We start from the raw sequence: 23,436 nt of genomic DNA, 5'->3' as shown, positions 1-23,436 counted from the left end.
CGCATTCGGGCAGCAGGCATCGTGCGCCTCATATGTGCTCGGGGTCATGAGCAAAGCACTAACTAATATTCCTTCCATCCGGCACAACCATCCCACCTTCGGCCGCGACCTCGATAACGGCACCTACCTCAAGCTCGCGCCCCGCATCGCGGTACACCGCGACCATTACCACGGTTTGAGCCTATCCTCCCAGCTGCGCCTGCGCGCCATCGCCGCCGCCCGCAGCGCTTATACCGCGGTGCTCATCTCTAAGTCCGCCGCCCGCGTCCACGGGCTATGGGTGCTTGCCTCCGCGGAAGAAAAGGTGGAAATGGCCCTTCCCCATAACTCTTTACCCAATAAAGATCGGCGCCATCCAGAACGCATGTACCGCAAAACGAAATTACCCGAACCGATGCTGGTGCATGGCTCCCGCACCGTTTCGCCAGCCCGAGCTGTGATCGATATCGCCCGATTCCACGGTTTTCGCGAAGGTCTCGTTGCCGCCGACTCTGCCTTGCGGGCAGGAATTACAAAGAAGAAACTCAGGCAGGAATTCGCGCGGATGGGCAGGGTGCGCAATAGCGCGGTCGTCCGGGACGTGATCCACCACAGCTGCGCCGCCTCCCCGTCTCCCCATGCCTCCTTTGCCCGCGCCCTGCTCATCCAGGCGGATTTTCCGTGGCCAATGTTTTTCGAGGTTCAGTACACTGCCCTTCCCGGCATTACCGCGGAGTTGTGTATCAATAAGACCTACATCATCGACATCACTGAACCGAACGATGACCATACGGCCGGGGCCTCTTCCACAGCCGTTGGGCGGCCAGACGACGCCGCGGCCACCACGATGCCAACGAAGCCGCGGGACCAAACCGGCCAATCCCGCGAAAAGCGCCTGCACGATGCGGGTTTTACCGTCATACGATTTTCCCCGCGTCAGTTAGTACAGCACCCGGAACGCTTCATCACTGAGGTCACTGCCACTATCTCTGCGCGCCAGAACGCGGTACGCACCCAGTGGTCTCGCCGCTGAATTCTCACTGGCACCGGAGATTTCGGCAGGTTCGCGGGATGGTCATTTACAAATGAAACGGCCACCGAGAGAGGGAATCTCGGTGGGCCGCTAAAATTCCCTTGCTTTAAGCAAGGAAGTCTAAAGGATCTATGCAGTTGTGGCCCGGCGGGCTGCCTCGCGCTTGGCGCGGACTTTTTCTACGACCGCGGCAATGCGGGCGCGTTCTTCTAGGAATTGCGGCGGGTTATGCCCGCGCATGGAGCGCACGTACGCCGGGTGCGTATCGAGCACGGTGTGCTTCCACGCCTGCACGGCGATGAGCGCGGATTCCCCTGTGCACTTATACAGGTGCGGCAGGGAGACCATGTCGAGGTTGCGGGCGACGGCATCGGTTTGCGCCAGCACGTAGTCCACGACCTCACGCAGGTAATCTGCTACCGCCTGCGTGCGCTGCCGCAGCGCTTCTGCCAATTCATGCACGACGATGGGCTTGGCAATGGGATAGCGCTCATCCAACAGGCGCGGGGTGAGCTGCTCCGGCTCCTCCGCATCATTCGCGCCGGAGGGAGCGGCAGAGATGGTTCCTGAACGCACACCGGACACCAGCGCTTGGCGAAGCCCAATTAGCTCACCCACGCAGCGGCCCGAGTCCACGCGGGCATCGTCGACAATATCGCCGAGTTCTGCCAGGCAATCCATGGACAGTTCCTCATCCCAATCCTCGATTGCTTCAATGAGGTGCTCGAGGTATTCCGCGACTTCGTCGCCGATATTATAAATCTCCTGGGTGAGCTCGCGGTGACGCAGCTCGGCGGCGATCTTCTGCATAGGCTTCGAGCCACTCCTTCCGCGGTTTTCTTTTTCTAACCTCTAGTAGAGGTTGAGGTTTTCGGCGACGACTCATGACTCTATGCCAGATCGTCCACCGCGAGAGCGCGACACTCCGAAGCGTTTCACAGGTTTATGGCAGGTTCGCGCTTCGCCCATTGTGACCTGCAAGAAGAAAAACACCCGAGGAATAAAATCCCCGGGTGTACCCGTTTCGCGCCTTTCTAGCGCTTGTAAATGTGCTCGATGGCGCTGGCGTAGCGTTGAGCCACCACGTTGCGCTTGACCTTCATCGTTGGGGTGAGCTCATTTTCATCCTCAGTAAGGTCGCTTTCTAGGATGTAGAACTTCTTGATGCCTTCCGCGTGGGAGACAGTGGTGTTCACCTTGTTGACGGCGTCTTGCACCTCGGCGCGCAGGGTGGCGTCGGTAGCCATGTCGCTCATGGAGCGGTTTTCTGGGATATTGTGGTCCAATTTCCACCGCTTGAGAATATCTGGATCCAAGGTGATAAGCGCTCCCACGAACGGCTTACCATCACCTACGACCATGGCCTGCGAAATCAGGGGGTGCCCGCGCAGGATATCCTCCATCGGGCCAGGCGATACATTCTTACCACCTGCGGTGACAATCAAGTCCTTCTTGCGGCCGGTGATGGTGAGCTTGCCATCATCGTCGATTTCCCCCAAGTCACCGGTGTTATACCAGCCATCCTCGAAGGCTTCCTCCGTGGCCTCGGGGTTATTCCAATACCCTTGGAAGACCATGCCGCCCTTGATGCAGACTTCGCCGTCATCGTTAATGCGCATGGTCACCCCGCCCAGCGGCGGTCCGACGGTACCAATGGATTGGTCCAAGTAGTCCACGGCCGCGGCCGCAGCGGTCTCGGTCAGGCCATAGCCTTCAAAAACGGGAACACCAATGCCGCGGAACCAATGCAATAAATCGTGGCCCATCGCGGAACCGCCGGTGATGCAGTACCGAACATTGCCGCCCACGCCCTGGCGGATGGTGGAATAGACCAGCTTGTCAAAGAGCTTGTGCTTAATTTTCAGCAGACGGTCTGGGCCTTCCGGCGTATCGAGTGCCTTGGAGTATTCGATGGCAATCTTTTCGGACTGCTCAAAAAGGAAGCTCTTGATGCCAGAATCCGCCGCCTTCGAGGCCGCAGAGTTGCGGACCTTTTCAAATACGCGCGGCACGCCCAAAATCACGTTGGGGCGAGAGCGGGCGAATTCGATGGAGATGGTGGAAAAATCGGACCAGTGATTCTGTGAAGCACCGCGAATGGCCACGGCGATCGATACGGCACGGGAAAAGACGTGGGCCAAGGGCAAAAATGTCAGGGTGTGGCTACCCGGCACGGCGAATACGCCGATGGGATTGGTGGTCAGCGCCCTAGCTTCTGAGAGCCAATTCCGGTGCGTCAGGATGCAACCCTTCGGCCGGCCGGTGGTGCCGGAGGTATACACCAAGGAGGCAAGATCATCGGTATTGGTGGCGGCAATGCGCGCAGATACCTCGTCGGTACCAATGCTGCGGCCTTCGAATTTCAAGGTATCGATAGCAGAAGAATTAATCTCTAGTACGCGCCGCAGCTGCGATGGCGAGCCCTTCAGGTTTGGTTCACCGTCGTCTTGTAGGACCAAGTTTTCTACCAATTCGGAGTGCTCGCGGGTTTCGGTAATGGCCAGCACCGCCCCGGAATCCTCAATGATCCAGCGCACCTGGGAGGCGGACGAGGAAGGATAGACCGGAACCGATGCCGCGCCGGCTGCCCAAATGGCGTAGTCCAGCAGGGACCATTCGTAGCGGGTAGCAGAAATGAGGGCAATGCGATCGCCCTGCTTCACGCCTAGCGCGATTAAACCCTGAGCTACTTCAAAGACCTCATCGATAAATTCTTTACCGGTGACATTGACCCACTCGTAATTTGCTGGGCGGGTAAACATGACGCCGTGCGGACGCTTCTTCGCGGTATCCATTAGGGCGGTGAGGCAGGTCTCCCCCGGCTCAATGGTAAATTCCGCCGGGGTGTGCACTTGTTGCAGGGTCACGCGATATCCTTTCGCACAGCTAATAATAATCTGTGCCTACTGTACCAACCGGAGAGCGTATCAACGCGTTTCACCCACGATCGAAGCTGTAATTATTCAGGGCTTATAACACCAGAGTGGCCTATTTATTGGAGCAATTCACCAGCTTGCCCTAGGGCCACAGGCTGCCGATGAGTGCAACGATGAGAACTAGCGCAATCATGGACCACAGCGTGAGCGAGACCCGCGATTTGGGCAGGGAGCGCTTGCGGCGAACGGACTGGGAGGTGCCGGCAACCGGCGTAGTTGTAGCGCGCTCATCCTTTTTGCGCTCTGGATCCCACAGGCCTTCGCGGGGATCTACCGGCTGGATCCTATCCGAGCTGGCGCCGGGTACGTCGCCGCTAGCTGCGTTATCGCCCGCGCCCTCCGAATGTTGTTCAGCCATGGTCTTTTACTGTAGTGCCGCGATCGCGAAACTGGGAAATTAGGGCAGCGCTGCGGTCCACGGCCCACATCAGGCACCAAGCAAGGCCAATCATGATGGGCACCACGATGATGACCACGATGACCATCTGTACCCACACGGGCGCCTGCACCAAGAACTGCGAAAATGCGCTGCTCACCTCAGTCAACCACTCCATGGGTCCTTATATTACTGCCTCACGGTAATCTGGCAGGTATGTCGAGCGCACAGATACCCGTCACTATTGCCACCCCATCTGGACGCATCACCGGCTTTAGCCGCGATGGCCTCTCCTATTTTCATTCGCTGCGCTTTTGCGAAATCCCTAGCCGCTTCGCCCCGTCGCGGCCACTGGAAAAGCCTCTCGACCAAGATGCGCGCACACCGCAGCCGGATGAGGTAGCACTCAGCATCACCGCCCCCGAGAACGCCGCGGATTGCCCCGTGGTGGTCTATATCCACGGGGGAAGCTTTGAAGGCGGTTCGCATGAGGACGAGCGGGTGCCAGGCACGGTAACGGCCCGCAAGGGCATCATCCAAGTCCGGGTGGGCTACCGCGTGGGCCTGGCCGGTTTCGCCCGCTTTGCCGACGATGAAGCGGACCGCTACCGCGGCATCGATGACTGCGTGCTGGCTTTGGAGTGGTTACAGGACAATATCGAATCCTTTGGCGGGGATAAAACGAATATCACCCTGGTGGGCCAATCCGCCGGCGCGGCGATTAGCCTGTGGCTTGCCCGGCGCGATCACTACCGCGGTGCTTTTCGGCGGGTCCTCGCCCTATCGCCTGCCTATCCCCGCGACACTTTTGAACACCGCGTAGCGGGATTGCACAGGTACCTCTCGGTCCCCATCGAACAAAGCGTTTTGGAATCGCTGTCGCCCGAGGCATTAGAAAAGGGTTACAAAAAGTTCCGCAAGAAGCACCGCTATGACTTGGCCCTCGGCCCAGCGCCGATGCAGGCCTCCGAATTGGCGGATATCCCCATCGTGGTGAGCTCTACCCGGGATGAGTTTTATGATCTTCCGGCCGGCAAGCGCATCGATAATATGGCCCTGGGCAAGTTTATTTGTAATTACCTTTCCCAACGCTTCGGCTTCCCACACGGGCGCTACACGCAATGGCGCCAGCTCGCGCAGTACGTGGACCCGGACCGCCTGATGGGCCGGATGATCGGCGATTCCCTCGTTCGCCGCTGGACGGCGCAGGTAGCCTCCGGCGCGCCAGGGCCTACCTGGATGATGGAGTTTACGAGGAAGCTTAAGCCAGCGCTGCACTGCGATGAGCTCTACCCGCTCTTCGGCACCGACTGCGAGCTAAATGAGTGGCTCTGCCACTTCGCCACCACCGGCGAGCCGGGTTTCCCTCGCTATGGCAGCGACCACCGCGTCCTCGAGTTTGATTTGGATACCGGGGATCGGCGCATTGCTTATGCCACCCTGGATTACGTGGCGGCGGCGTTTTATGAAGAGGACTAACTGCTACTACGCCTGAAGCGCCGTGCGCAATTCAGCTTCCGCCAGTTCCTCGCACATCCACGGGCTAAATACCGCCGGCACGGCATCGGTTGCGGCGATGAGGCGAGTTGGCTCGACCCATTCCCAAGAGTCGACCTCGTCCGAGTTCGGCTGCCACTGCGCTTGGGAGTCGAGCTCTACGCAGTAGACGGGGCAGATTTCATTTTCCACCAGGCCGGAAGAATCTACCGCCCGATAAGAAAAGGTGGGCAGCACCTCGCGCAGGTTAGATAGCGCGTCCGCGGGAATCCCTAACTCGAACTCAGCGCGGCGAATGACGGCATCGGCAGTCGCTTCTCCCGGGCCAGGATGCCCGCAGAAGGAATTGGTCCACACGCCAGGCCAGGTTTGTTTGCTCAGCGCCCGGCGGGTGATGAGTACCTTTCCTTGGCAGGTAACCCACGCGGAAAAGGCAAAGTGCAAGGCGGTGTCGGTGGTATGCACCTCGGATTTGAGGGCAGTACCAATGGCTTTTCCATCAGCACCCGCCAAGACTACCCGTTCCGTCATAGGTTCAGATCCCCCACCCACGTGACATTTCCAATATGCAGGCGGGCATTCCAGAGGTTGCCCGGCGCGACATCGTAGCGGTATTGCAGGTTGACCGAGGCGCCCGCGCCCAGCGGGTGATCGAGGCCCGGGGGTTCCACGTCAGGCGCGGAGTTCTCGTCATAGGGCAGTGCTTTTACCTTAGACCAGCCGCCGTTTCCGTCGGCACGCTCGAGGACGGGGTCATCGAAGGCATCGGTTGGCAGGGCCATTTCGTTTTCATTCTTGAGCAAAATAGTCACCACGGAGCCGCCGGAATTATTATCCGCATAAACCCCCTGTAGCTCCCAGCTGACCCCGAGGCCGGCATCTTTCACCGGGCTCGCCAGGTTGGAAGTAACCTCCTTATCGTCGGTGTCTTCCGCTTGATAAGGCGCTTCTTCCGAACTGGAGACGGTGATATTGTCCCCCAACCCGGTCTCTTCCGGCTGGAGAATGCTGCATCCGGCCAGAGTCACGGCGAGAAGGCTGACCACGCCTGCGCCTAAAGTGTGAGAAATTTTCACCGTGGATGGATCCTTTGCACGCGAAGATAACTTTATTTCTGCACAGATACCTTAGCCGAAAGCCCGCCCAAGGTATGCATCTGGGCTGCGCGCCGTGGCGTGTGGCATACTTGACTGTCTCTTTTAGGTACTCTTCCTCCACGCGTCTTTGAATTGAGCATCCCCCTATGAAATCCCTCGTACGCATTACCCGCAGCGCTTCTGCCCTGTGGCCTTATTATCTCGGCGTCTTGCTCGCAGCGACGGTCACCGCCGTCCTTGCGTTGATTTCACCCTTCCTTACCAGGGAAGCCACCGACATCATTGTTGAGGCGCTGCAAACAAACGAGCCGCTTGGCGATGCCCTGCGTGCCGTCCTTTTCCTAGCCCTCGCCCTTTTCCTGGCAGATGCCGCCAATGCTTTATTCCGGAATGTCGGCAGCTATATCGGCGATGTCATGGTCTCGCGCTTGCGCCAGATTTTATCCAATCGCTACTTTGCCAAGCTCTTGGCGCTGCCGCAGGGCTATTACGATAATCAGGTCACCGGCACGATCATTGCCCGGCTGGATCGCTCCATCGCGAATATCACGCAGTTTATCCAGTCTTTTGCCAATAACTTCTTCACGATGATCATCCAGACCATCGCGGTCTTGGCCATTACCGCCTGGTATTACTGGCCGCTGACCATTTTATTGGCGTTGCTTTTCCCCATTTATATGTGGCTAACCGCGCTGACCTCGAAGCGCTGGCAAAAATTTGAGGCCATTAAAAACGAAAACATCGACCAAGCAAATGGCCGCTTTGCTGAGGTCATAGGCCAGGTGAAGGTCACCAAATCCTTCGTCGCCGAATCCCGCGAGCTGGACCATTTTGCCCAGCGCTATGGCACCGTGGTCGATACCACGCGGCCGCAGTCGCGCTGGTGGCACATGATGGATACCTTCCGCGGCATCGCCATGGCCATAATCTTTTTGGGCATCTACGCGGTGATCTTCTGGCGCACCCTCGAAGGCCACTTTTCCATCGGCGATATGGTCATGCTCTTGCAGATGGTCACCATGGCCAAGCAGCCCGTATTCATGATGAGCTGGATGATCGATACGGCCCAACGCGCTATCGCCGGCTCGCGCGACTACTTCAAGGTCATGGAAGAAGACTTGGAGCCCACCGCCCCGCGCGAGCTGGTCGCCGCTATCACGGATTCTGGCACCCCCGAGCTCAACCTCACCCCCATCGCCCCATTGGAGCCCACGCCCGGCGCGCCGGTCTTTGCCTTTGATGATGTCTCCTTTGCCTATGAAGAAGGAAAGCCCGTCGTCAACAACATCTCCTTTAGCGCGCACGAAGGCCAGAAGGTGGCGCTCGTGGGAGAATCGGGCGGCGGTAAATCCACCCTGGTCAATCTGCTGCTGGGCCTTTATCACCCCTCGGCCGGCCACCTCGATGTGCTGGGCCACCGCGTCGATGACCTCACCGCGTCTCGCTTGCGCGCATCGGTAGGCGTGGTCTTCCAGGAGTCCTATCTCTTTTCGGGCACCATCCGCGACAATATTGCCTATGGCAAGCCTGGGGCCACGGAGGAAGAAATCGTGGACGTCGCCAAGCGCGCCAATGCCCATGACTTCATTGAGGCCTTCCCGGATGGCTATGACACGGTCATCGGCGAGCGCGGCCTGAAGCTTTCCGGCGGGCAGAAACAGCGCGTTTCCGTCGCACGCGCCATGCTAAAAGATGCCCCTATCTTGGTGCTCGATGAGGCCACCTCCGCGCTTGATACGAAGGCCGAACGCGCCGTCCAAGCCGGCCTGGATGAGCTGATGAAGGACCGGACCACGCTGATTATCGCGCACCGCCTATCCACCATCGCGGATGTCGATACCATCATCACACTAGAGGCAGGAAGGATCGATGAAATAGGCTCGCCTGCCGAGCTCGCGCAATCCGGCGGCATCTACGCCGAGCTGCTCAAACTCACCCAATCCAGCTCCGCCGCGGACCGCCGCCGGCTGAAAAAGTACGGCTTTGTCACCGGCACTAATTCCCACAGCGAGCACGACGAAGAAAGTGAATAAATCCACTGGGACTAATGCGCTTAAAGCGTTAAGCTTGTGTGCATGCAGTTTCCTAGCCTAGAAGAGTTGCAAGCCCGCGGTACCCGCAAGTGGACCGTCTTTGATGAGGACATCCTCCCGCTGTGGATCGCGGAGTCCGATTTCCCCACCGCCCCCGCCGTCAAAAAGGCGCTGCAGGAAATGGTGGATAATGAAACCTTCGGCTATACCCCCTCCCCCAAGACCTCGGGGCTGCGCGAGGCAGTCGCCGATTTCTATGCGGAGCGCTACGACTGGCGCCCCAATGCCGATCACATCTTCTGGATAGGCGATGTCGTCCGCGGCCTCTTGCTCGGCGTGCAGTACTTTACCCGCGATGATTCCCCCGTCATCGTGCCCGTACCCTCCTACCCACCGCTGCTCGAACTCCCCCGCACGGCGGGGCGCGAGAAGATCGAAACCAGCCTCGAGCTAGATGAAATCGAGCAAGCCTTCAAAGACGGCGCCGGTTCGATTCTTTTGGCCAACCCCTATAATCCGCACGGCCACGTCTTGTCGGAGGACTACCTCCGCGGGTTGGTGGAGTTGGCGGAGAAATACGATGCCCGCATCTTGGCCGATGAGATCCATGCCCCGCTGGTTTATGAAGGAAAGCATATCCCGGTGGCATCGCTAAGCGAGGAAGCAGCGCAGCGCACCGTCACCGTCACCGCCACCTCCAAGGCCTTTAACACCGCAGGACTTAAGTGCGCGCAGATCATCTTTTCCAATGCCGCCGATGCCCAGAAGTGGAACGGGCTTACCGGCGTGGCCAAAGACGGCACCGGCACCTTGGGCGTGCTTGCCGCAGAGGCCGCCTACCGCCACGGCGGGGACTTCTTGGACGAGGAAATCGAGTACTTGCGCGAGACCCGCGACTGGCTGGTTGAAGAACTGCCGCAGCGCATCCCCGGGCTGAAGACCTCGCAACCGCAGGCCACCTACCTGTTGTGGCTAGACTTTTCCGATACCGCCATCGCCGGCAATCCCCAGCCCGCCAAGTGGTTGCGGGAAAACGCCCGTGTGGCCCTCAACGAGGGCGATACCTTTGGCACCGGTGGCCCGGGGCACGCGCGGTTGAATTTCGCCACCTCCCGCGAAATCCTCGGCGAGGCGCTCGACCGCATGGAAAAGGCCTTCGCCGAGCTCGACTAGTTCTCAGCCGCCCTTTCTCCTCGCCCCATCGCACACGCGATGGGGCATTTATTGTATTTTCACCATGCTTTGATTTCTCAACAGGTGGGCAGTAATATCTCATTACACGAATAGTCCCTATAGGGCTACAGAATTCGCATTCTCGTTCGCGTCGCTTGCCACCACGGCCCTCGGCGCGGCCGACGGTTTTAGTACGCAATGTTAAGGAGCCAGGATGGCTACCACCACTGCCTCAGGCACCCCCAAGAGCAAGGCCACCGTTGTCATTGCCTCGCTCATGCTCTTTTCGATGTTCTTCGGCGCCGGCAACCTCATTTTCCCACCGATGGTGGGCGTTTCCGCCGGCACCAACTTCTGGCCCGCCGTGCTGGGCTTCCTCGCCGCCGGCGTGCTCTTGCCCGTCCTAGCCATCATCGCGGTCGCGATTTCCGGCCGCTCCGTCCGTGACTTAGGAGCAAATGGCGGCGCGATCTTTGGCGTCGTCTTTTCCGCCCTGTCCTATCTTTCCATCGGTGCGTTCTACGCGCTTCCGCGTACCGGCGCGGTATCCATGGAAACGGCGATCACTCCCCTGTTGGGCTGGGAAGGCACGATGGCCAGCGGTGCATTCAATACCGTCTTCTTCCTTATCGCGCTAGGCCTGGCGTGGAAGCCCAATTCCATCATCGATACGCTGGGCAAATTCCTCACCCCAGCCCTGGTGGCGCTGCTGGTGGTCCTCATTACCTTGGCGGCGCTAAACCACCCGCGCGACCCCCAGATGCCCACCGAAGATTATGCCTCTTCTCCCATGGTCACCGGCCTTTTCGAGGGCTATAACACCATGGACGCCATCGCTGGCCTGGCCTTTTCCATCGTCATCGTGGGTTCCCTGCGCTCTAAGGGCTTTAAGACCCAAAAGTCCCTGGTGAAGGGCACCATTACCGCAGCGCTTGTCGCCGGCGCCCTGCTTGCCGCCATCTACCTGGGGCTGGCCTGGGTGGGCCAGACCTTGCCCGATGGCCAGTCCTATGAATCCGGTGCGCCGCTGCTTGCCGAGGCCGCCAATCTCACCATGGGCACCTTCGGCCAGGCCCTCTTCTCCGCCATCGTCGTCCTCGCCTGCCTGACCACCGCGGTGGGCCTTATCACCGCCACCTCCGCATTCTTCGAGATGTTGGTACCGAAGACGAGTTACCACTTGTGGGCCTGCATCTTCACCGCGATGTCCATCCTCTTCGCCTTCCAAGGCCTCGACACCGTGCTGTCCATCGCGGTGCCGTTTATCACCTTCCTGTACCCACCGGCCATCTCCCTTATCCTGCTCACGCTTATCCAGCCGGCGGTAAAGAAGTCCATCGTGTTCTACTGGACGTACCGCCTTGCCCTGTGGGTATCGGTCATCTGGTCCGCCCTGACCGTTATTTCCGCGCAGGGTTGGGGCACCGCCGCCCTGGATCCCATCTTGTCGCTGGCGCCGGGCCAAACAGTGGATCTCGGCTGGATTGTACCTACCGTCATCGCGGCCGTTATTGGCCTGATTGTCGATATCTCCACCAGGGCCGGCGAGAAGCACTCTAACTCTGTGACCGCGGCGGCCGATGCCGATGGCGATGCCGTCGTTGACTCGCCGCTCGATGCAGCGGCATCGCCTAAGAGCTAAGCTCTCTCCTTCCACTCCCCGCCGCGGGCCCGCATTCCTCGGGTTCTGCGGCGGGGTTTCTGTCTGCGATTTCAACTCAGCTAGGGACGCCGGGATGCGCATGGTCGCGCGAAAAAGTACGGAATAGCCCCGCCCCACGTACCGTTGCACTATAGGTACTATCCCCGCGAGAAAAAGGATTATTTTCCCATGACTGATCACGCGCCGCTTTCCGTATTGGACTTTTGCACCATCTATGACGGTGAAACCCCTGCCCAATCCATTAACCGGTCGGTGGAATTGGCCCAAGAAGCCGAAAAGCTGGGGTATTCCCGCATGTGGTACACCGAGCACCACAATATGAAGTCCATTATGTCCTCCGCGCCCGCCGTCCTCATCGCGCACATCGGCGCCAAGACGGAGCGCATCCGGTTAGGCTCCGGCGGCGTGATGCTGCCCAACCACTCGCCGTACGTCATCGCCGAGCAATTCGGCACCTTGGAGGAGATGTACCCGGACCGCATCGACTTGGGCGTCGGCCGCGCCCCCGGCACGGACATGAATACCTTGGGCCGTGCGCTGCGCCGCGATGGGCAGTCTGCCGAGCGCTTCCCAGAAGACGTCAAAGAGCTCAATGCGTACCTAGAAGGCAAGGCCTATATCCCTGGGGTCAGCGCGATTCCCGGAGCTAATACGAACGTTCCTATCTATATTCTGGGCTCGTCCATGTTCGGCGCTTCGCTCGCGGCAAAGCTCGGCCTCCCCTACGCCTTTGCCTCCCACTTCGCCCCGCAGCACCTCGAGGAAGCAACCACCTACTACCGGGAAAACTTCCAGCCTTCCGTGCGGTTTAGCGAGCCCTACGTCATCGCCGGAGTAAACGTCACCGCCGCCGATACTATGCAGGAGGCAGAAGCCGAGTACGAGCGCGTGTGCTTCAACCGCGTGAAATCATTCGCCGGCCGCGGCAAGTACCTGACCGACCAGCAGGTAGAGCAGATCATCGAGTCCTACCAGGGCCAGCAAATCCTGGACATGCTGCGCTACTCCGCGGTCGGTACCACCAAGGAAGTCACCGAATACCTGGAGAAGTTCCAAGAGCACGCCAAGGCCGACGAGCTGATGATTTCCCTGCAATCCAGCTCGCACGAGAACGTCATCAAGAATATGCACGTGCTTGCCGAGGGCTGGCAGCTCGATCCAGCCAACGTAGCGGGTACCCCGCGCTAAACCCCGCCTCACTGCGCTACAAAGCGCCGCGTTGGGCCGCCCTCGGCCTCAACGCTGGCCGCTCGGTGCCACCGAGGCTCGCCACACAACAGCCGCTGAGATTGCCCTAATTAATGGCAATATATGCCTCCCCCCGAATGGTTTTAGAGCGTTTATGTGTTGAGTAACACACACGTTATTCTTCATTTATGAAAATTTTGCGCGCGCGCTCAGCGCTGGGCTGTCTCGCGATGGTGACAGCCCTGGGCACGATAACAGCTTGTTCAGCGGGCCATACGGCGGTGGTAGATACCTCCGGCGACAACGCCGCCCTAACGGTGGCATCTAGTTCGGGGGCCACCTCGCTCGATTTCACCACTACCGGTGGGGCCGCCGCGCCCTCGGTGCTTATGGATAATGTCTATGAAACCTTGGTGCGCATCGATGAAGACGGCTCCATCACCCCAGGCTTAGCCAAGGACTGGGACATCAGTGAGGATGCGAAGACCTATACTTTCCACCTGCGCGATGGCGTGACCTTTTCCAATGGCGACCCCTTTACCGCGCAGACCGCAGCCTTTTCCATTAATTACGTAAAAAATGACTGGGCCAACGGCATTTCCGCTGCCATGGACCCGGTCGAAAGCGCCACCGCAGTAGATGACCACACCCTCAAGGTGCGCCTAGAAAAGCCCTCCAATGGCTGGCTGTGGTCCATGGGCACCACCATCGGCGCAATGATGTCGCCTAAGGGCATGGACGACCTCGCAGCGAAGCCTATAGGCACCGGCCCCTACGAGGTGGCGGGATTTTCCCCCTCAGAATTCGTCTCCTTGCACAAGCGCGATGATTATTGGGGCACGCCGTCTGAGCACGATGTCACGGTGCGCTACTTCCCCGATGCCATTTCCTCGGTCACCGCGCTGCGCTCGGGCGGCGTGGACGTCGTCTGGGGCGTGGGCAACCCCGAAATCCTCGATTCCCTGGATGATTCCATCGATACCAACGTAGGCACCACCAATGGTGAGGTCCTGCTTTCGATGAATAATGACCGCGCCCCCTTCGACGATCCGCGCGTGCGGCAGGCCGTGGCCTACGCCGTCGACCGCAAGGCCGCCAATGACATTGTGTGGTCCGGCATGGCCACCGATACCGGCGGCGCGCCCATGCCGCCCACCGATCCTTGGTTCGAGGGCAAGAACTATTACGACTTCAACCCGGATAAGGCCCGCTCGCTGCTTGCCGATGCCGGCGCCGAGGGCACCCCACTTACCATCACCGTGCCCACGCTCTACTACGCCCAGGCCATTTCCGAGCTGCTGTACTCGCAGCTTTCCGATGTCGGCTTCGACGTCACCCTCGAAACCGCCGAGTTCCCCGCCGTGTGGCTGGGCCAGGTTCACGGCGCCAAGGACTACCAGATGTCGATTATCTCCCACGTGGAGGCCCGCGATATCCCGGCGCTTTTTGGCAACCCGGATTACTACCTGAATTACGATTCCGCCCGCACGCGCGAGCTGCTCGATAAGGCCGATACCGCAGCACCTGAAGACTATCCCCGCCGCATGACGCAGGTCGTGGACCAAATCATGGCCGATGCCGGCGCACTGACCGTGATGAATATGCCGAATGTCGTTCTCACGCGCCACGGCATTAGAGGCTTGCACACAGACCAGGTCACCGACGCGATCGTCTTGCGCGATCTCACCGACGACAAGGAGGACCAATGAGTACCTCTCGAGCCCAGGCCTTAATCCGGCCGCTGCTGCGCTTTGTGCTCACGCTTTTTCTCGCCTCCCTCATCATCTTCGCGCTCATGCGCGCCGTGCCGGGCAACCCGGCGCGCGTCGCGTTGGGGGTTAATGCCACTGATGATGCTATCGCCGAGCTCAGCGCCGAACTCGGCCTGGACCGGCCGCTGCTCGCACAGTATGTCGAGTGGGTAAAGGGCCTGGCCACCGGCGATTTCGGCAAGTCGCTGTCCTCGCAGCAGGACATCACCCCGCTCGTCCTTGACCGCCTGCAGGTCACGCTCATCCTCATCGGCCTAGCCATGGCCTTGGCGCTAGCCTGCGCGATTCCCATCGGCATGTGGCTGGCCCACAACCGCAACTCGCGGGTTGCCGGCTTGGTCTCCGCGGGAACGCAGTTGGGCATCGCCGTGCCAAGCTTCTTGGTCGGCATCATCTTGGTGGCCATCTTTGCAGTCCACCTGGGCTGGCTACCGGCCAATGGTTGGGTTCCGCCGAATCGCGGCGTGGGCGATTTCCTGCGCCACCTGATCCTGCCGGTCATCGCCTTGGCCCTGGTCCAGGGCGCCATGCTCACGCGCTATATGCGCTCCTCGGTGCTCGACGTTATGGACCAGGACTATATCCGCACCGCCCGCGCCCTGGGCGATTCCCCGCGGGAGGCCCTGCACCGCCACGGACTGCGCAATGCCGCCCTGCCGGTGCTCACGGTCTCTGGCCTGCAATTGACCTCGATGGTGGTAGGCGCCGTGGTCATTGAATCCGTCTTCGTCATCCCCGGCGTGGGTTCCATGCTGCTTGATGCGGTCTCCGTGCGCGATCTGACCACGGTGCAGACCCTCGTCATGCTGCTGGTCACCTTCGCGCTGGCAGTAAACATGCTTACCGATGTCGCCTACCGCCTCATCGACCCCCGAATCAAGGCAGGTGACGCGCGATGAAAATGCGTTTTTCTGGTTGGCTAGGCGCCGCACTCGTCGGCGCGGTCTTAGTAATCGCCCTCGTATCGCTGGTGTGGACGCCGTACGATCCCACCCTCGCGCAGCCGGGTAGCCGGCTGTCTGGCCCCACCGCAGATCACGTCCTAGGCACGGATCGCTTCGGACGCGATACCGCCTCGCGCATCATGGCGGGCGCGAAAATCACGGTCTTCGTAGGGCTAATCGCCGTCGGTATCGCCGGGCTCATCGGCATCCCGCTGGGAATTCTCGCGGGCATGCGCCGCGGCACCTGGGTAGAAGCGGTGGTCATGCGCGGCGCCGACGTCGTCATCGCCTTCCCGGCGCTCTTGCTCGCCATCATCGCCGGCGCGGTCTGGGGCCCATCGACGTTGACTGCCATGATTGCCATCGGTATTTCCGGCATCCCGTCCTTTGCCCGAGTGGCGCGCTCTGGCACGCTGCAGGTGGTCACGCAGGACTATATCGCCTCCGCCCGCATCTCCGCTGTGCCGGGATGGAAGGTTGCGGTGCGCCACGTGCTGCCGAATATCGCGGGCCTTATCATCGTCCAGGCTTCGGTGTATTTTGCCCTCGCCATCCTCGCGGAGGCGGGCCTGTCCTACCTCGGTTTGGGCACGCCTCCCCCAGCCGCCTCGTGGGGCCGCATGCTGCAGGATGCCCAGTCACTGCTGAGCACCGATCCCCTCCAGGCCCTGTGGCCAGGCCTCGCCATCGCCGCCACGGTCTTGGGCTTTAACCTGCTTGGCGATGCCCTCCGTGACGCCCTCGACCCCCGCATGAAAGGAGCCACGCGATGAGCCTTTTAAGCGTGCGCGATCTCAGCCTCAGCGCCTCCGAATCCTCCCTCGTCGGCCCGCTTAGCTTCGATCTCGAGGCGGGCGAAAAGCTCGGCATCATCGGCGAATCCGGCTCCGGTAAATCACTGACCGCGCTGTCCATCATGGGCCTGCTGCCCACGGGGATTTCCGCCACCGGCGAGGTCACCGTAGCCGATCATCAGATCATCGGCGCGCGGGATTCCGCCATCCGCCCGCTGCGCGGCAAGACCATGGCCATGGTCTTCCAAGAACCCATGAGCGCGCTGGATCCCCTAATGCGCATTAGCGCCCAGCTCACCCACGCCGGCGCGCGCGATATCGCCGCGGCCCTAGAAGAGGTCGACCTCGACGCCGATCTCGCCTCGCGTTTTCCCCACCAGCTCTCCGGCGGGCAGCGCCAGCGCGTGCTCTTAGCCATGGCCATGGCGGGAAGCCCCGACGTTCTTATCTGCGACGAGCCCACCACCGCCCTCGATGCCACCACGCAAGACGGGGTCCTCCGCGTCATCGAGCGCGTGACCGAACAACGCGGCACCGCCCTGCTTTTTATCACCCACGACCTCAACGTCATCCAGCGCATGTGCCCGCGGGTGCTGGTCATGCGCGACGGCTACATCGTGGAGGAAGGCCGCACCGAGCGCGTGCTCACCAAGCCGCGCCACGCCTATACCCAGGAGCTAGTTTCGGCCTCACAGCCGCCAGACTTCGCCCTCACCCCGGCGGGTGGGGAGAAGGAAATGGTGGTACTGGAGGACATCGGCAAGCAGCATGGCTCCCAAGCCGCGCTGGCGGGAATCGATCTCCGCGTGCGCCGCGGCGAGCGGCTCGGTATCGTCGGCGGCTCCGGTTCCGGCAAGACCAGCTTGCTAAAAATCGTGGCAGGGCTGGATGCCCCGACCTCTGGAACCAGCACCGTAGACGGGCGCGTGCAGATGGTCTTCCAAGACCCGCAAGGCTCGCTAAACCCGCGGCTGAAGATATGGAAATCCATCGCCGAGGCCATGCCCGGGCGCCTGTCCAAGGCCGAGCAGCGCGAGCGCGCCGCCGCCGCTCTCGAAGAGGTGGGCATGTCCGGCAAGGCGCTCGACCGCTACCCCCACGAATTCTCCGGCGGGCAGCGCCAACGCATCTCCATCGCCCGCGCCTTGTGCGGCGAGCCGGATATCCTGCTTGCCGATGAAGCCGTCTCCGCCCTCGACATGTCCGTGCAAGCCCAGGTGCTGGAATTGCTCGCCCGCCTCATTGAGAACCGCGGGCTGACCCTGCTGTTTGTCACCCACGATCTCTCCGTGGTGCGCGGGCTCTGCGATAGGGTCGCCGTGCTCAATCGCGGCGAGCTCGTCGAACACGGGCCCACCGAGCGCGTGTGGTCTGCGCCAGAAAGCGACTACACCCGCCGGCTCATTGCCGCTGCAGGGCAGTAAGATCTCTGCGGCGTAGGGTGGTTGCGGTAGACGTTTTAAACGAAAGGAGTCCAGCAGGCTCGTGAGCACCGACCACCCTATCCCGCAACGCCCCAGCACTACCCAGTTGCTGACCGCCTTTAATACCGCCTCCGTGCGTTGGCCCGGTGCCCTGCGCGCGGCCTTGGCGCTGCTGCTTCCCGGCGCCTTCGCCCTGCTCACCGGCCACGACTACGCCATCCTGCTGCTGGCCACCGGCGCCTTTGCCGTGATTTTCGGCGAGGGCCACCCCTTTCGCACCCGGCCCCGCGTCATCCTTACCGCCGGCCTGGCACTAACCACCGTGGCGACCGTGGGCGTGCTGGTCGGCCACCTCATTTTCGTCCCCGGGCACGGGCACTGGTGGCTGCTGCTCGCCGGGCTCTATTCCCTCTTGCTCGCCGCGCTGTGCGGCTTTACCCAGAACGCGCTGCGCCTGCCACCGCCGGGCGCTTTCTTTCTCGTCTTGGTCGGCGGCGGCTCGGTGATGCTGGCGCGGACGGATACGAGCGTCGGCCAGCTATTCTTCTGGTCCCTGACCGGCGTACTGGCCAGCCTGATTCTGGGCATGGCGCCCGCGCTCATTGATGTGCACGGCCCCGAGCGCCGCGCCGTCGCCGCCCTGGAAAAAGCCACCGCGGCGTTTGTCTCCGGCGAGGACGATTCCCTCGCGCGCCACCACCAGGCCCAAACGGCGCTCTCAACGGCCTGGCAAGCGCTTGCCGATGCCGGCATTATCCGCGGCGGCCGCATCATCAACTCCGCCGCCGCAGGCCTGGTGGATCGCACCTTGCAGGCCCAAAGGCGCATCGTCGCGCATAACCGCGCGCTGGACTTGGGTTCTTCCTCCGATCTGCTGACTGATTACGCCACCGATGTGGATCCGCACCGCACCGCCATCCCGCACACCCGCCCCACCGGGCGCTACCGCATCTACCGCGCCGCGGTGCGGGATTCGCATGCCATGGTGACCACGCAGAAGATCGTGGTCTCCGCCGCCATCACCACGGTAGTCAGCCTGTCATTAGGTTTTGACCGCCCAGACTGGGGCGTGGTCTCCGCCTTCCTCATGCTGCAGTGGGGGCCAGACCACGTCGCCGGCACCGTCCGCGGCATCCACCGCATGCTCGGTTCCATCGTCGGCGTCATGCTGTTTTCTATCTTCCACTACTTCGGCGTGTCCGGGTGGAGCTTGCTCTTCGCCCTCGCCGCCTGCCAATTCTGCGCGGAGATTTTTGTAGCCAAGAACTACGCCATCTGCGTCATCTTCTCCACCCCGCTCGCGCTGCTGATGGGCAATTCCGCGCAGCGCCCCCTCTGGCCCACCATCCAGGCGCGCATCAGCGAGGTCCTCATCTCCATCATCGTGGCCACCATCGTGCTGTGGTTCTGGCAGCGCTCCGCGCCCATCCGCAACCAGCACCGCCTGCAAACCCGCGCCATGGAATCCATGTCCACCCTGCTCGGGCTCCTGTTTATCAATACTCCCGAAGAGGTCCTCGCCAGCCGCCGCGACCTGCAATACGAGTTGTTATCCGAGCGCCGCGCCATCCAATCCCTCGCCGCCGATAACCCCGCCACCGCGCGAGAATTGTGGCCGCGGCACATCGCCATCCAGCACGCGGGGTATTTCTTACTCGATTATTGCTCCACGCACCCGTTCAGGATGGCAAGCAGGGAGGAACTAGATGGCATCGTCAAGCAGATTCACGCCGCGCATGCCCACCCGCGCTAGCTTGTGGAATGCGTTGCGGTGCTGAACAATTGAAGCCACTACCCCTCGCCGAGCTAAGGACACCGTGACTTCTTCCTCCCGCGCCTATAAGCGCTCCCTCGAACCGCACGATAAGGGCAGCGCCGTCGGGCTCTACCCGCACAATATGCACCCCGGGCTGGTGCCCGGCATCAGCGTTGAGGACCAACGCAACCGCTTCGGCCTGGATAAATCGCTATTTTCCATCACCGCCGTCCTCATCGTGGCCTTCATTATTTGGGGCATTACCATGCCCGATAACCTGGCCGCCGCCTCCTCCACCGCCTTTAACTGGGCCATCACCAATACCGGATGGCTGCTGAACATCACCATGCTGCTGGCCACCGTGACCATGGCCTATATCGGGTTCTCCCGCCTCGGCCGCATCAAGCTTGGCACGGATACGGAAAAGCCCGAATTCAGCTACTTCAGCTGGGTAGCGATGATGTTTGGCGCCGGCATCGGCGTCGGCATCTTCTTCTACGGGCCCTCCGAGCCGCTATCGCACTACCTCAGCCCTCCCCCGCACACCGTGGATAACGGCAGCTCCGTCGAGGCATTGCACCAAGCGATGGCCCAATCGCACTTCCACTGGGGCATTTCCCCGTGGGCAGCCTATGCTTTGGTTGGCGCCGCGATTGCCTACTCCTCCTACCGGCGCGGGCGCGTTCCCCTCATCTCTTCCATCTTCCAGCCGCTCTTCGGCTCCCGCGCCACGGATGGTCCGCTGGGCAAGCTTATCGATGTCATGGCGCTTATCGCCACCCTCTTCGGCACCGCCGCTACCCTGGGGCTTTCTGCGATTCAAATCGGCGAAGGTGTCAGCATCATTCGCGGCGCAGGCCCCATGACCAATTCCGCGCTCATCATCGTCATCGCCGTTTTGGGCTGCGCGTTTATCGTCTCCGCAGTCTCTGGCGTCGCGCGCGGCGTGCGCTACCTGTCCAACTTCAATATCACCTTGACCTTGGGGCTAATTGCCTTCGTCTTCTTGGTCGGGCCCACCCTATTGCTGCTGAACCTGATTCCTTCGGGCATCGTGGTCTACATCGATCAATTCCTGCCCATGATGGCCAAGGGACTGTCCTGGGGCGATGAGACCATTGAATTTCAGTCGTACTGGACGGCGTTCTACTGGGCCTGGTGGATTGCGTGGACGCCGTTTGTGGGCATGTTCGTCGCCCGCATCTCCCGCGGCCGCACCATCCGCGAATTCGCCGCCGTCACCATCTTCGCGCCCACCGCCATTTTGGCGCTGGCTTTTACCATCTTTGGTGGCACCGCCATTTCCTTCAATCAGGATGGCGTAGAGGGTTTCGACGGTGAATCCTCCAATGAGCAGGTGCTCTTTTCGATGTTCCAGGATCTCCCCCTTGGCACCATCACCCCGTTTATCCTTTTAGTCATCCTCGCGGTCTTCTTTATCACCTCGGCTGACTCTGCCTCCGTAGTCATGGGCACCATGTCCTCCAAGGGCGACCCGACCCCGAATAAGCTCATCGTCATCTTTTGGGGCTTGTGCATGATGGGCATTGCCATCGTCATGCTGCTGACCGGCGGCGAAGACGTGCTCACCGGCCTGCAAAACCTCACCATCCTGGCCGCCCTGCCCTTCTGCCTCGTGCTGCTAACTATGATGGTGGCGTTCATCAAGGATCTGCGCTCTGATCCAATGTTTATCCGCCGCACCTATGCCCGTTCGGCGATGGACAATGCGGTCATGCGCGGCATCGCAGAGCATGGCGATGAATTCGAGTTCTCCGTCCAGCACGCCGAAGACGGCCGCGGGGCCGGGCATGACTTTGATTCCACCGCGGACCGCTATACAGAGTGGTACCAGCGCACGGATGAAGAAGGCGAAAACGTCGATTATGACTTCGAAACCGGCGAATGGTCCGATGGTTACGCCCCAGAGGATGAGGAGAAGTAATGGGTCTTCCCAGCGAGGTCGTCCTCGATGGCTACACCCTCATCGAGCAACACGAGATTGACCACGAATTCTTATTGCGCGGCTCGCCGCTTAGCACCAACACTCCCCTGCTCTTCACGCTCACCATCGCCGGCATCGCGCTCGTCGCCGCCAGCTTATTCCTGCGCGGGCGCGGGCGGGTCATCGCTGGTCTACTGGGCGCGGTGCTCACAGTAAGCAAGCTGTGGTGGATGCCCTTCGCCTTGGCGCGGCGCTTCGATGACGGTCAGGTCTTTGGCTATACACTCAAGTACTTCCCGCAATACTGGCCGGTGGCCTCCATCATTGTCGGCGCCATCGCGCTCATCGGCCTTGCCTCTGCCTTTATCCGACGGCCTTAACCGCCGAGCACGGCACCTCCAGCGACCTGCCCACTACTCTGGCGCACGCGCAGTTCACAGGGATGAATTACTTCTGCACGCCGGCGGCCTCGCGCATGGCCTTGGTCTGCGCGGAAGGGTGCTCGTTTTCGGTGGCTAGGCGCTCGAAAGCCACGGCGGCGAGCGCTGCCGCCTGCATACCGAGCACGGAGTCGTCGAAACGCATCATCGGCGAGTGGTTCCACTCGCGCTGGTTTTCGGGTGTCGAAGGGTTGGCCGTACCCATCCACATAAACGTGCCCGGCACCTGCGAAAGGACATAGCCGAAGTCCTCGGAGGCCATCATCGGGGCCTCGAAAGGCTGCATGTTTTCCGCGCCAAACATCTGCCCCCACAGCGTAGCGGCGAATTGATTCTCCCGCGGGTTTGTCTTCGTCGTGGGATACAACACCTCGAAATCCACCTGCGCGGTGCACCGGTGCGAGGCGGCCACCGAGCTGGAGACCTCGGTAATCATTTGGCGGACGGCGTCGATCTTTTCGTCGCGAAGCACGCGCACCGTCGCCCCCAGCGCCGCGCGATCCGGAATGGCGTTATACGCACCATTGCCCGCCCATAGGTTGGTCACGGTGATCACGATGGGCTCCAGCGCGTCGAAGCGGCGCGTGAGCGCGGTCTGCAGCGCCATCTGGATTTCCGCCAGCGCCGCGACGGGGTCGATAGCATCGTGCGGGCGGGAACCGTGCCCGCCCTTGCCCAGCACCGTAATGGTTAGGTTGGACGAGCTTGCCATCATCGGCCCGGGAACATAGTGGAACGTGCCCCGATCCTGCGGGCCCACGTGCAGGCCGTAGGCGGCGATTGGGCGTCGGCCAGCGGCATCGAGCACGCCCTCCTCGATCATCGGTTGGGCACCGCCCGGGCCTTCCTCGCCGGGCTGGAACATAAAGGTGACATCGCCATGCAGCTCCTCGCGGTGCTCACACAGCATGCGCGCCGCCCCAATCAGCCCCGCGGTATGCAGGTCATGGCCGCAGGCGTGCATGTACTCATTGATCGACGCAAAGGGGCTGCCGGTCTGCTCATGCACCTCCAGCGCGTCCATGTCCGCGCGCAGCAGCACCGATACCGGCCGCTCGCCGCGCTTGCCACCGCGCAGCACCGCCACTACGGAGCTAAGGTCCTGCCCCACATGGATCTCGAGCGGCAGTCCCTCAAGCGCTTCAAGAACCTTTTTCTGGGTGCGCGGCAGGTCCAGCCCGATTTCCGGGTGTCGGTGCAAATCGCGGCGAATTTCTTGCAGGTCCTCCACCATGTTTTCGCCCATGTCCTGGAAAATCTCCGTCGCCGGCTGCTTGCCGATGCGCGCCCTTGTCACCGGCAGCGGCGGCAACTCCTGCGCTTGGCGCGGCGCGGACTTACGGCCGGGGTGGTTGGGGCGGACAATTTTCGTGGGATCAGTCATGT

General features: G+C 61.2%; 20 protein-coding genes. 13 read left to right on the top strand and 7 right to left on the bottom strand.

The window, feature by feature from the left end; all coding sequences use genetic code 11:
• The first annotated feature begins 46 nt into the window (after positions 1-46).
• Positions 47-1,012 carry a hypothetical protein gene (locus HMPREF1257_RS00850; protein WP_023023444.1) on the top strand — a complete coding sequence of 322 codons (966 nt, stop codon included), beginning with the start codon at positions 47-49 and terminating at the stop codon, positions 1,010-1,012.
• A 129-nt stretch (positions 1,013-1,141) separates the two neighbouring features.
• Here HMPREF1257_RS00850 and HMPREF1257_RS00845 read toward each other — a convergent pair whose 3' ends face one another.
• The 4 genes from HMPREF1257_RS00845 to HMPREF1257_RS00830 all read right to left on the bottom strand — a co-directional run bounded on the left by HMPREF1257_RS00845 (position 1,142) and on the right by HMPREF1257_RS00830 (position 4,502).
• On the bottom strand, positions 1,142-1,822 hold the full coding sequence (locus tag HMPREF1257_RS00845) for a hypothetical protein (RefSeq protein ID WP_005278077.1): 681 nt from the start codon (positions 1,820-1,822) through the stop codon (positions 1,142-1,144).
• Between the two features lie 224 nt (positions 1,823-2,046).
• On the bottom strand, positions 2,047-3,879 hold the full coding sequence (locus HMPREF1257_RS00840; protein ID WP_023023446.1) for a long-chain fatty acid--CoA ligase: 1,833 nt from the start codon (positions 3,877-3,879) through the stop codon (positions 2,047-2,049).
• Between the two features lie 151 nt (positions 3,880-4,030).
• Positions 4,031-4,306 (bottom strand): hypothetical protein, encoded by a 276-nt coding sequence (locus HMPREF1257_RS00835; RefSeq protein ID WP_023023448.1) that lies wholly within the window; start codon positions 4,304-4,306, stop codon positions 4,031-4,033.
• Complete coding sequence (locus HMPREF1257_RS00830; RefSeq protein WP_023023450.1) at positions 4,299-4,502, bottom strand: hypothetical protein; 204 nt, start codon at positions 4,500-4,502, stop codon at positions 4,299-4,301. The genes HMPREF1257_RS00835 and HMPREF1257_RS00830 overlap by 8 nt, the downstream gene beginning before the upstream one ends.
• Before the next feature lie 38 nt (positions 4,503-4,540).
• On the opposite strand from HMPREF1257_RS00830, the gene HMPREF1257_RS00825 reads away from it, so the two are divergent.
• The gene (locus tag HMPREF1257_RS00825) at positions 4,541-5,803 is read left to right on the top strand and encodes a carboxylesterase family protein (RefSeq protein WP_023023452.1); all 1,263 of its coding nucleotides are present in this window, start codon (positions 4,541-4,543) and stop codon (positions 5,801-5,803) included.
• Positions 5,804-5,809: 6 nt separating this feature from the next.
• Here HMPREF1257_RS00825 and idi read toward each other — a convergent pair whose 3' ends face one another.
• Both idi and HMPREF1257_RS00815 read right to left on the bottom strand, forming a co-directional pair.
• Entirely contained in the window at positions 5,810-6,352 is a 543-nt protein-coding gene (idi, locus tag HMPREF1257_RS00820; protein ID WP_023023455.1) for an isopentenyl-diphosphate Delta-isomerase, read from the bottom strand.
• Positions 6,349-6,897, bottom strand: coding sequence for a hypothetical protein (locus tag HMPREF1257_RS00815; RefSeq protein WP_023023457.1), 549 nt, complete (start codon positions 6,895-6,897; stop codon positions 6,349-6,351). The genes idi and HMPREF1257_RS00815 overlap by 4 nt, the downstream gene beginning before the upstream one ends.
• A gap of 167 nt (positions 6,898-7,064) precedes the next feature.
• Here HMPREF1257_RS00815 and HMPREF1257_RS00810 point away from each other — a divergent pair, with 167 nt between their 5' ends.
• From HMPREF1257_RS00810 to HMPREF1257_RS00760, 11 genes are all read left to right on the top strand, one after another.
• Entirely contained in the window at positions 7,065-8,951 is a 1,887-nt protein-coding gene (locus tag HMPREF1257_RS00810) for an ABC transporter ATP-binding protein (RefSeq protein ID WP_023023459.1), read from the top strand.
• A gap of 42 nt (positions 8,952-8,993) precedes the next feature.
• Positions 8,994-10,124, top strand: coding sequence for a MalY/PatB family protein (locus HMPREF1257_RS00805; protein WP_023023461.1), 1,131 nt, complete (start codon positions 8,994-8,996; stop codon positions 10,122-10,124).
• A gap of 214 nt (positions 10,125-10,338) precedes the next feature.
• Positions 10,339-11,766 (top strand): branched-chain amino acid transport system II carrier protein, encoded by a 1,428-nt coding sequence (brnQ, locus tag HMPREF1257_RS00800; RefSeq protein ID WP_023023463.1) that lies wholly within the window; start codon positions 10,339-10,341, stop codon positions 11,764-11,766.
• A gap of 189 nt (positions 11,767-11,955) precedes the next feature.
• Complete coding sequence (locus HMPREF1257_RS00795) at positions 11,956-12,975, top strand: LLM class flavin-dependent oxidoreductase (RefSeq protein WP_023023465.1); 1,020 nt, start codon at positions 11,956-11,958, stop codon at positions 12,973-12,975.
• A gap of 188 nt (positions 12,976-13,163) precedes the next feature.
• Positions 13,164-14,684: an ABC transporter substrate-binding protein gene (locus HMPREF1257_RS00790; RefSeq protein WP_023023467.1), complete on the top strand. Its 1,521-nt coding sequence runs from the start codon at positions 13,164-13,166 to the stop codon at positions 14,682-14,684.
• Positions 14,681-15,646, top strand: coding sequence for an ABC transporter permease (locus HMPREF1257_RS00785; RefSeq protein WP_023023469.1), 966 nt, complete (start codon positions 14,681-14,683; stop codon positions 15,644-15,646). Before HMPREF1257_RS00790 ends, HMPREF1257_RS00785 begins: the two co-directional genes overlap by 4 nt.
• Positions 15,643-16,464, top strand: a complete 822-nt coding sequence (locus tag HMPREF1257_RS00780) for an ABC transporter permease (protein WP_023023471.1) — start codon at positions 15,643-15,645, stop codon at positions 16,462-16,464. The genes HMPREF1257_RS00785 and HMPREF1257_RS00780 overlap by 4 nt, the downstream gene beginning before the upstream one ends.
• Positions 16,461-17,909 carry an ABC transporter ATP-binding protein gene (locus HMPREF1257_RS00775; RefSeq protein ID WP_023023473.1) on the top strand — a complete coding sequence of 483 codons (1,449 nt, stop codon included), beginning with the start codon at positions 16,461-16,463 and terminating at the stop codon, positions 17,907-17,909. The genes HMPREF1257_RS00780 and HMPREF1257_RS00775 overlap by 4 nt, the downstream gene beginning before the upstream one ends.
• Before the next feature lie 61 nt (positions 17,910-17,970).
• Positions 17,971-19,662 carry an FUSC family protein gene (locus HMPREF1257_RS00770; RefSeq protein ID WP_023023475.1) on the top strand — a complete coding sequence of 564 codons (1,692 nt, stop codon included), beginning with the start codon at positions 17,971-17,973 and terminating at the stop codon, positions 19,660-19,662.
• A gap of 145 nt (positions 19,663-19,807) precedes the next feature.
• Positions 19,808-21,610, top strand: coding sequence for a BCCT family transporter (locus HMPREF1257_RS00765; protein WP_034659166.1), 1,803 nt, complete (start codon positions 19,808-19,810; stop codon positions 21,608-21,610).
• Positions 21,610-21,990: a hypothetical protein gene (locus HMPREF1257_RS00760; protein ID WP_023023479.1), complete on the top strand. Its 381-nt coding sequence runs from the start codon at positions 21,610-21,612 to the stop codon at positions 21,988-21,990. Before HMPREF1257_RS00765 ends, HMPREF1257_RS00760 begins: the two co-directional genes overlap by 1 nt.
• A gap of 67 nt (positions 21,991-22,057) precedes the next feature.
• Here the strand turns inward: HMPREF1257_RS00760 and HMPREF1257_RS00755 are convergent, their stop codons facing one another.
• Entirely contained in the window at positions 22,058-23,434 is a 1,377-nt protein-coding gene (locus HMPREF1257_RS00755) for a M20 family metallopeptidase (RefSeq protein WP_023023481.1), read from the bottom strand.
• Between the last annotated feature and the right edge of the window lie 2 nt (positions 23,435-23,436).

The sequence above is a fragment of the Corynebacterium sp. KPL1814 genome, assembly GCF_000478175.1.
GTDB lineage: Bacteria > Actinomycetota > Actinomycetes > Mycobacteriales > Mycobacteriaceae > Corynebacterium.
This window is presented reverse-complemented; position numbering and strand designations above follow the sequence as displayed.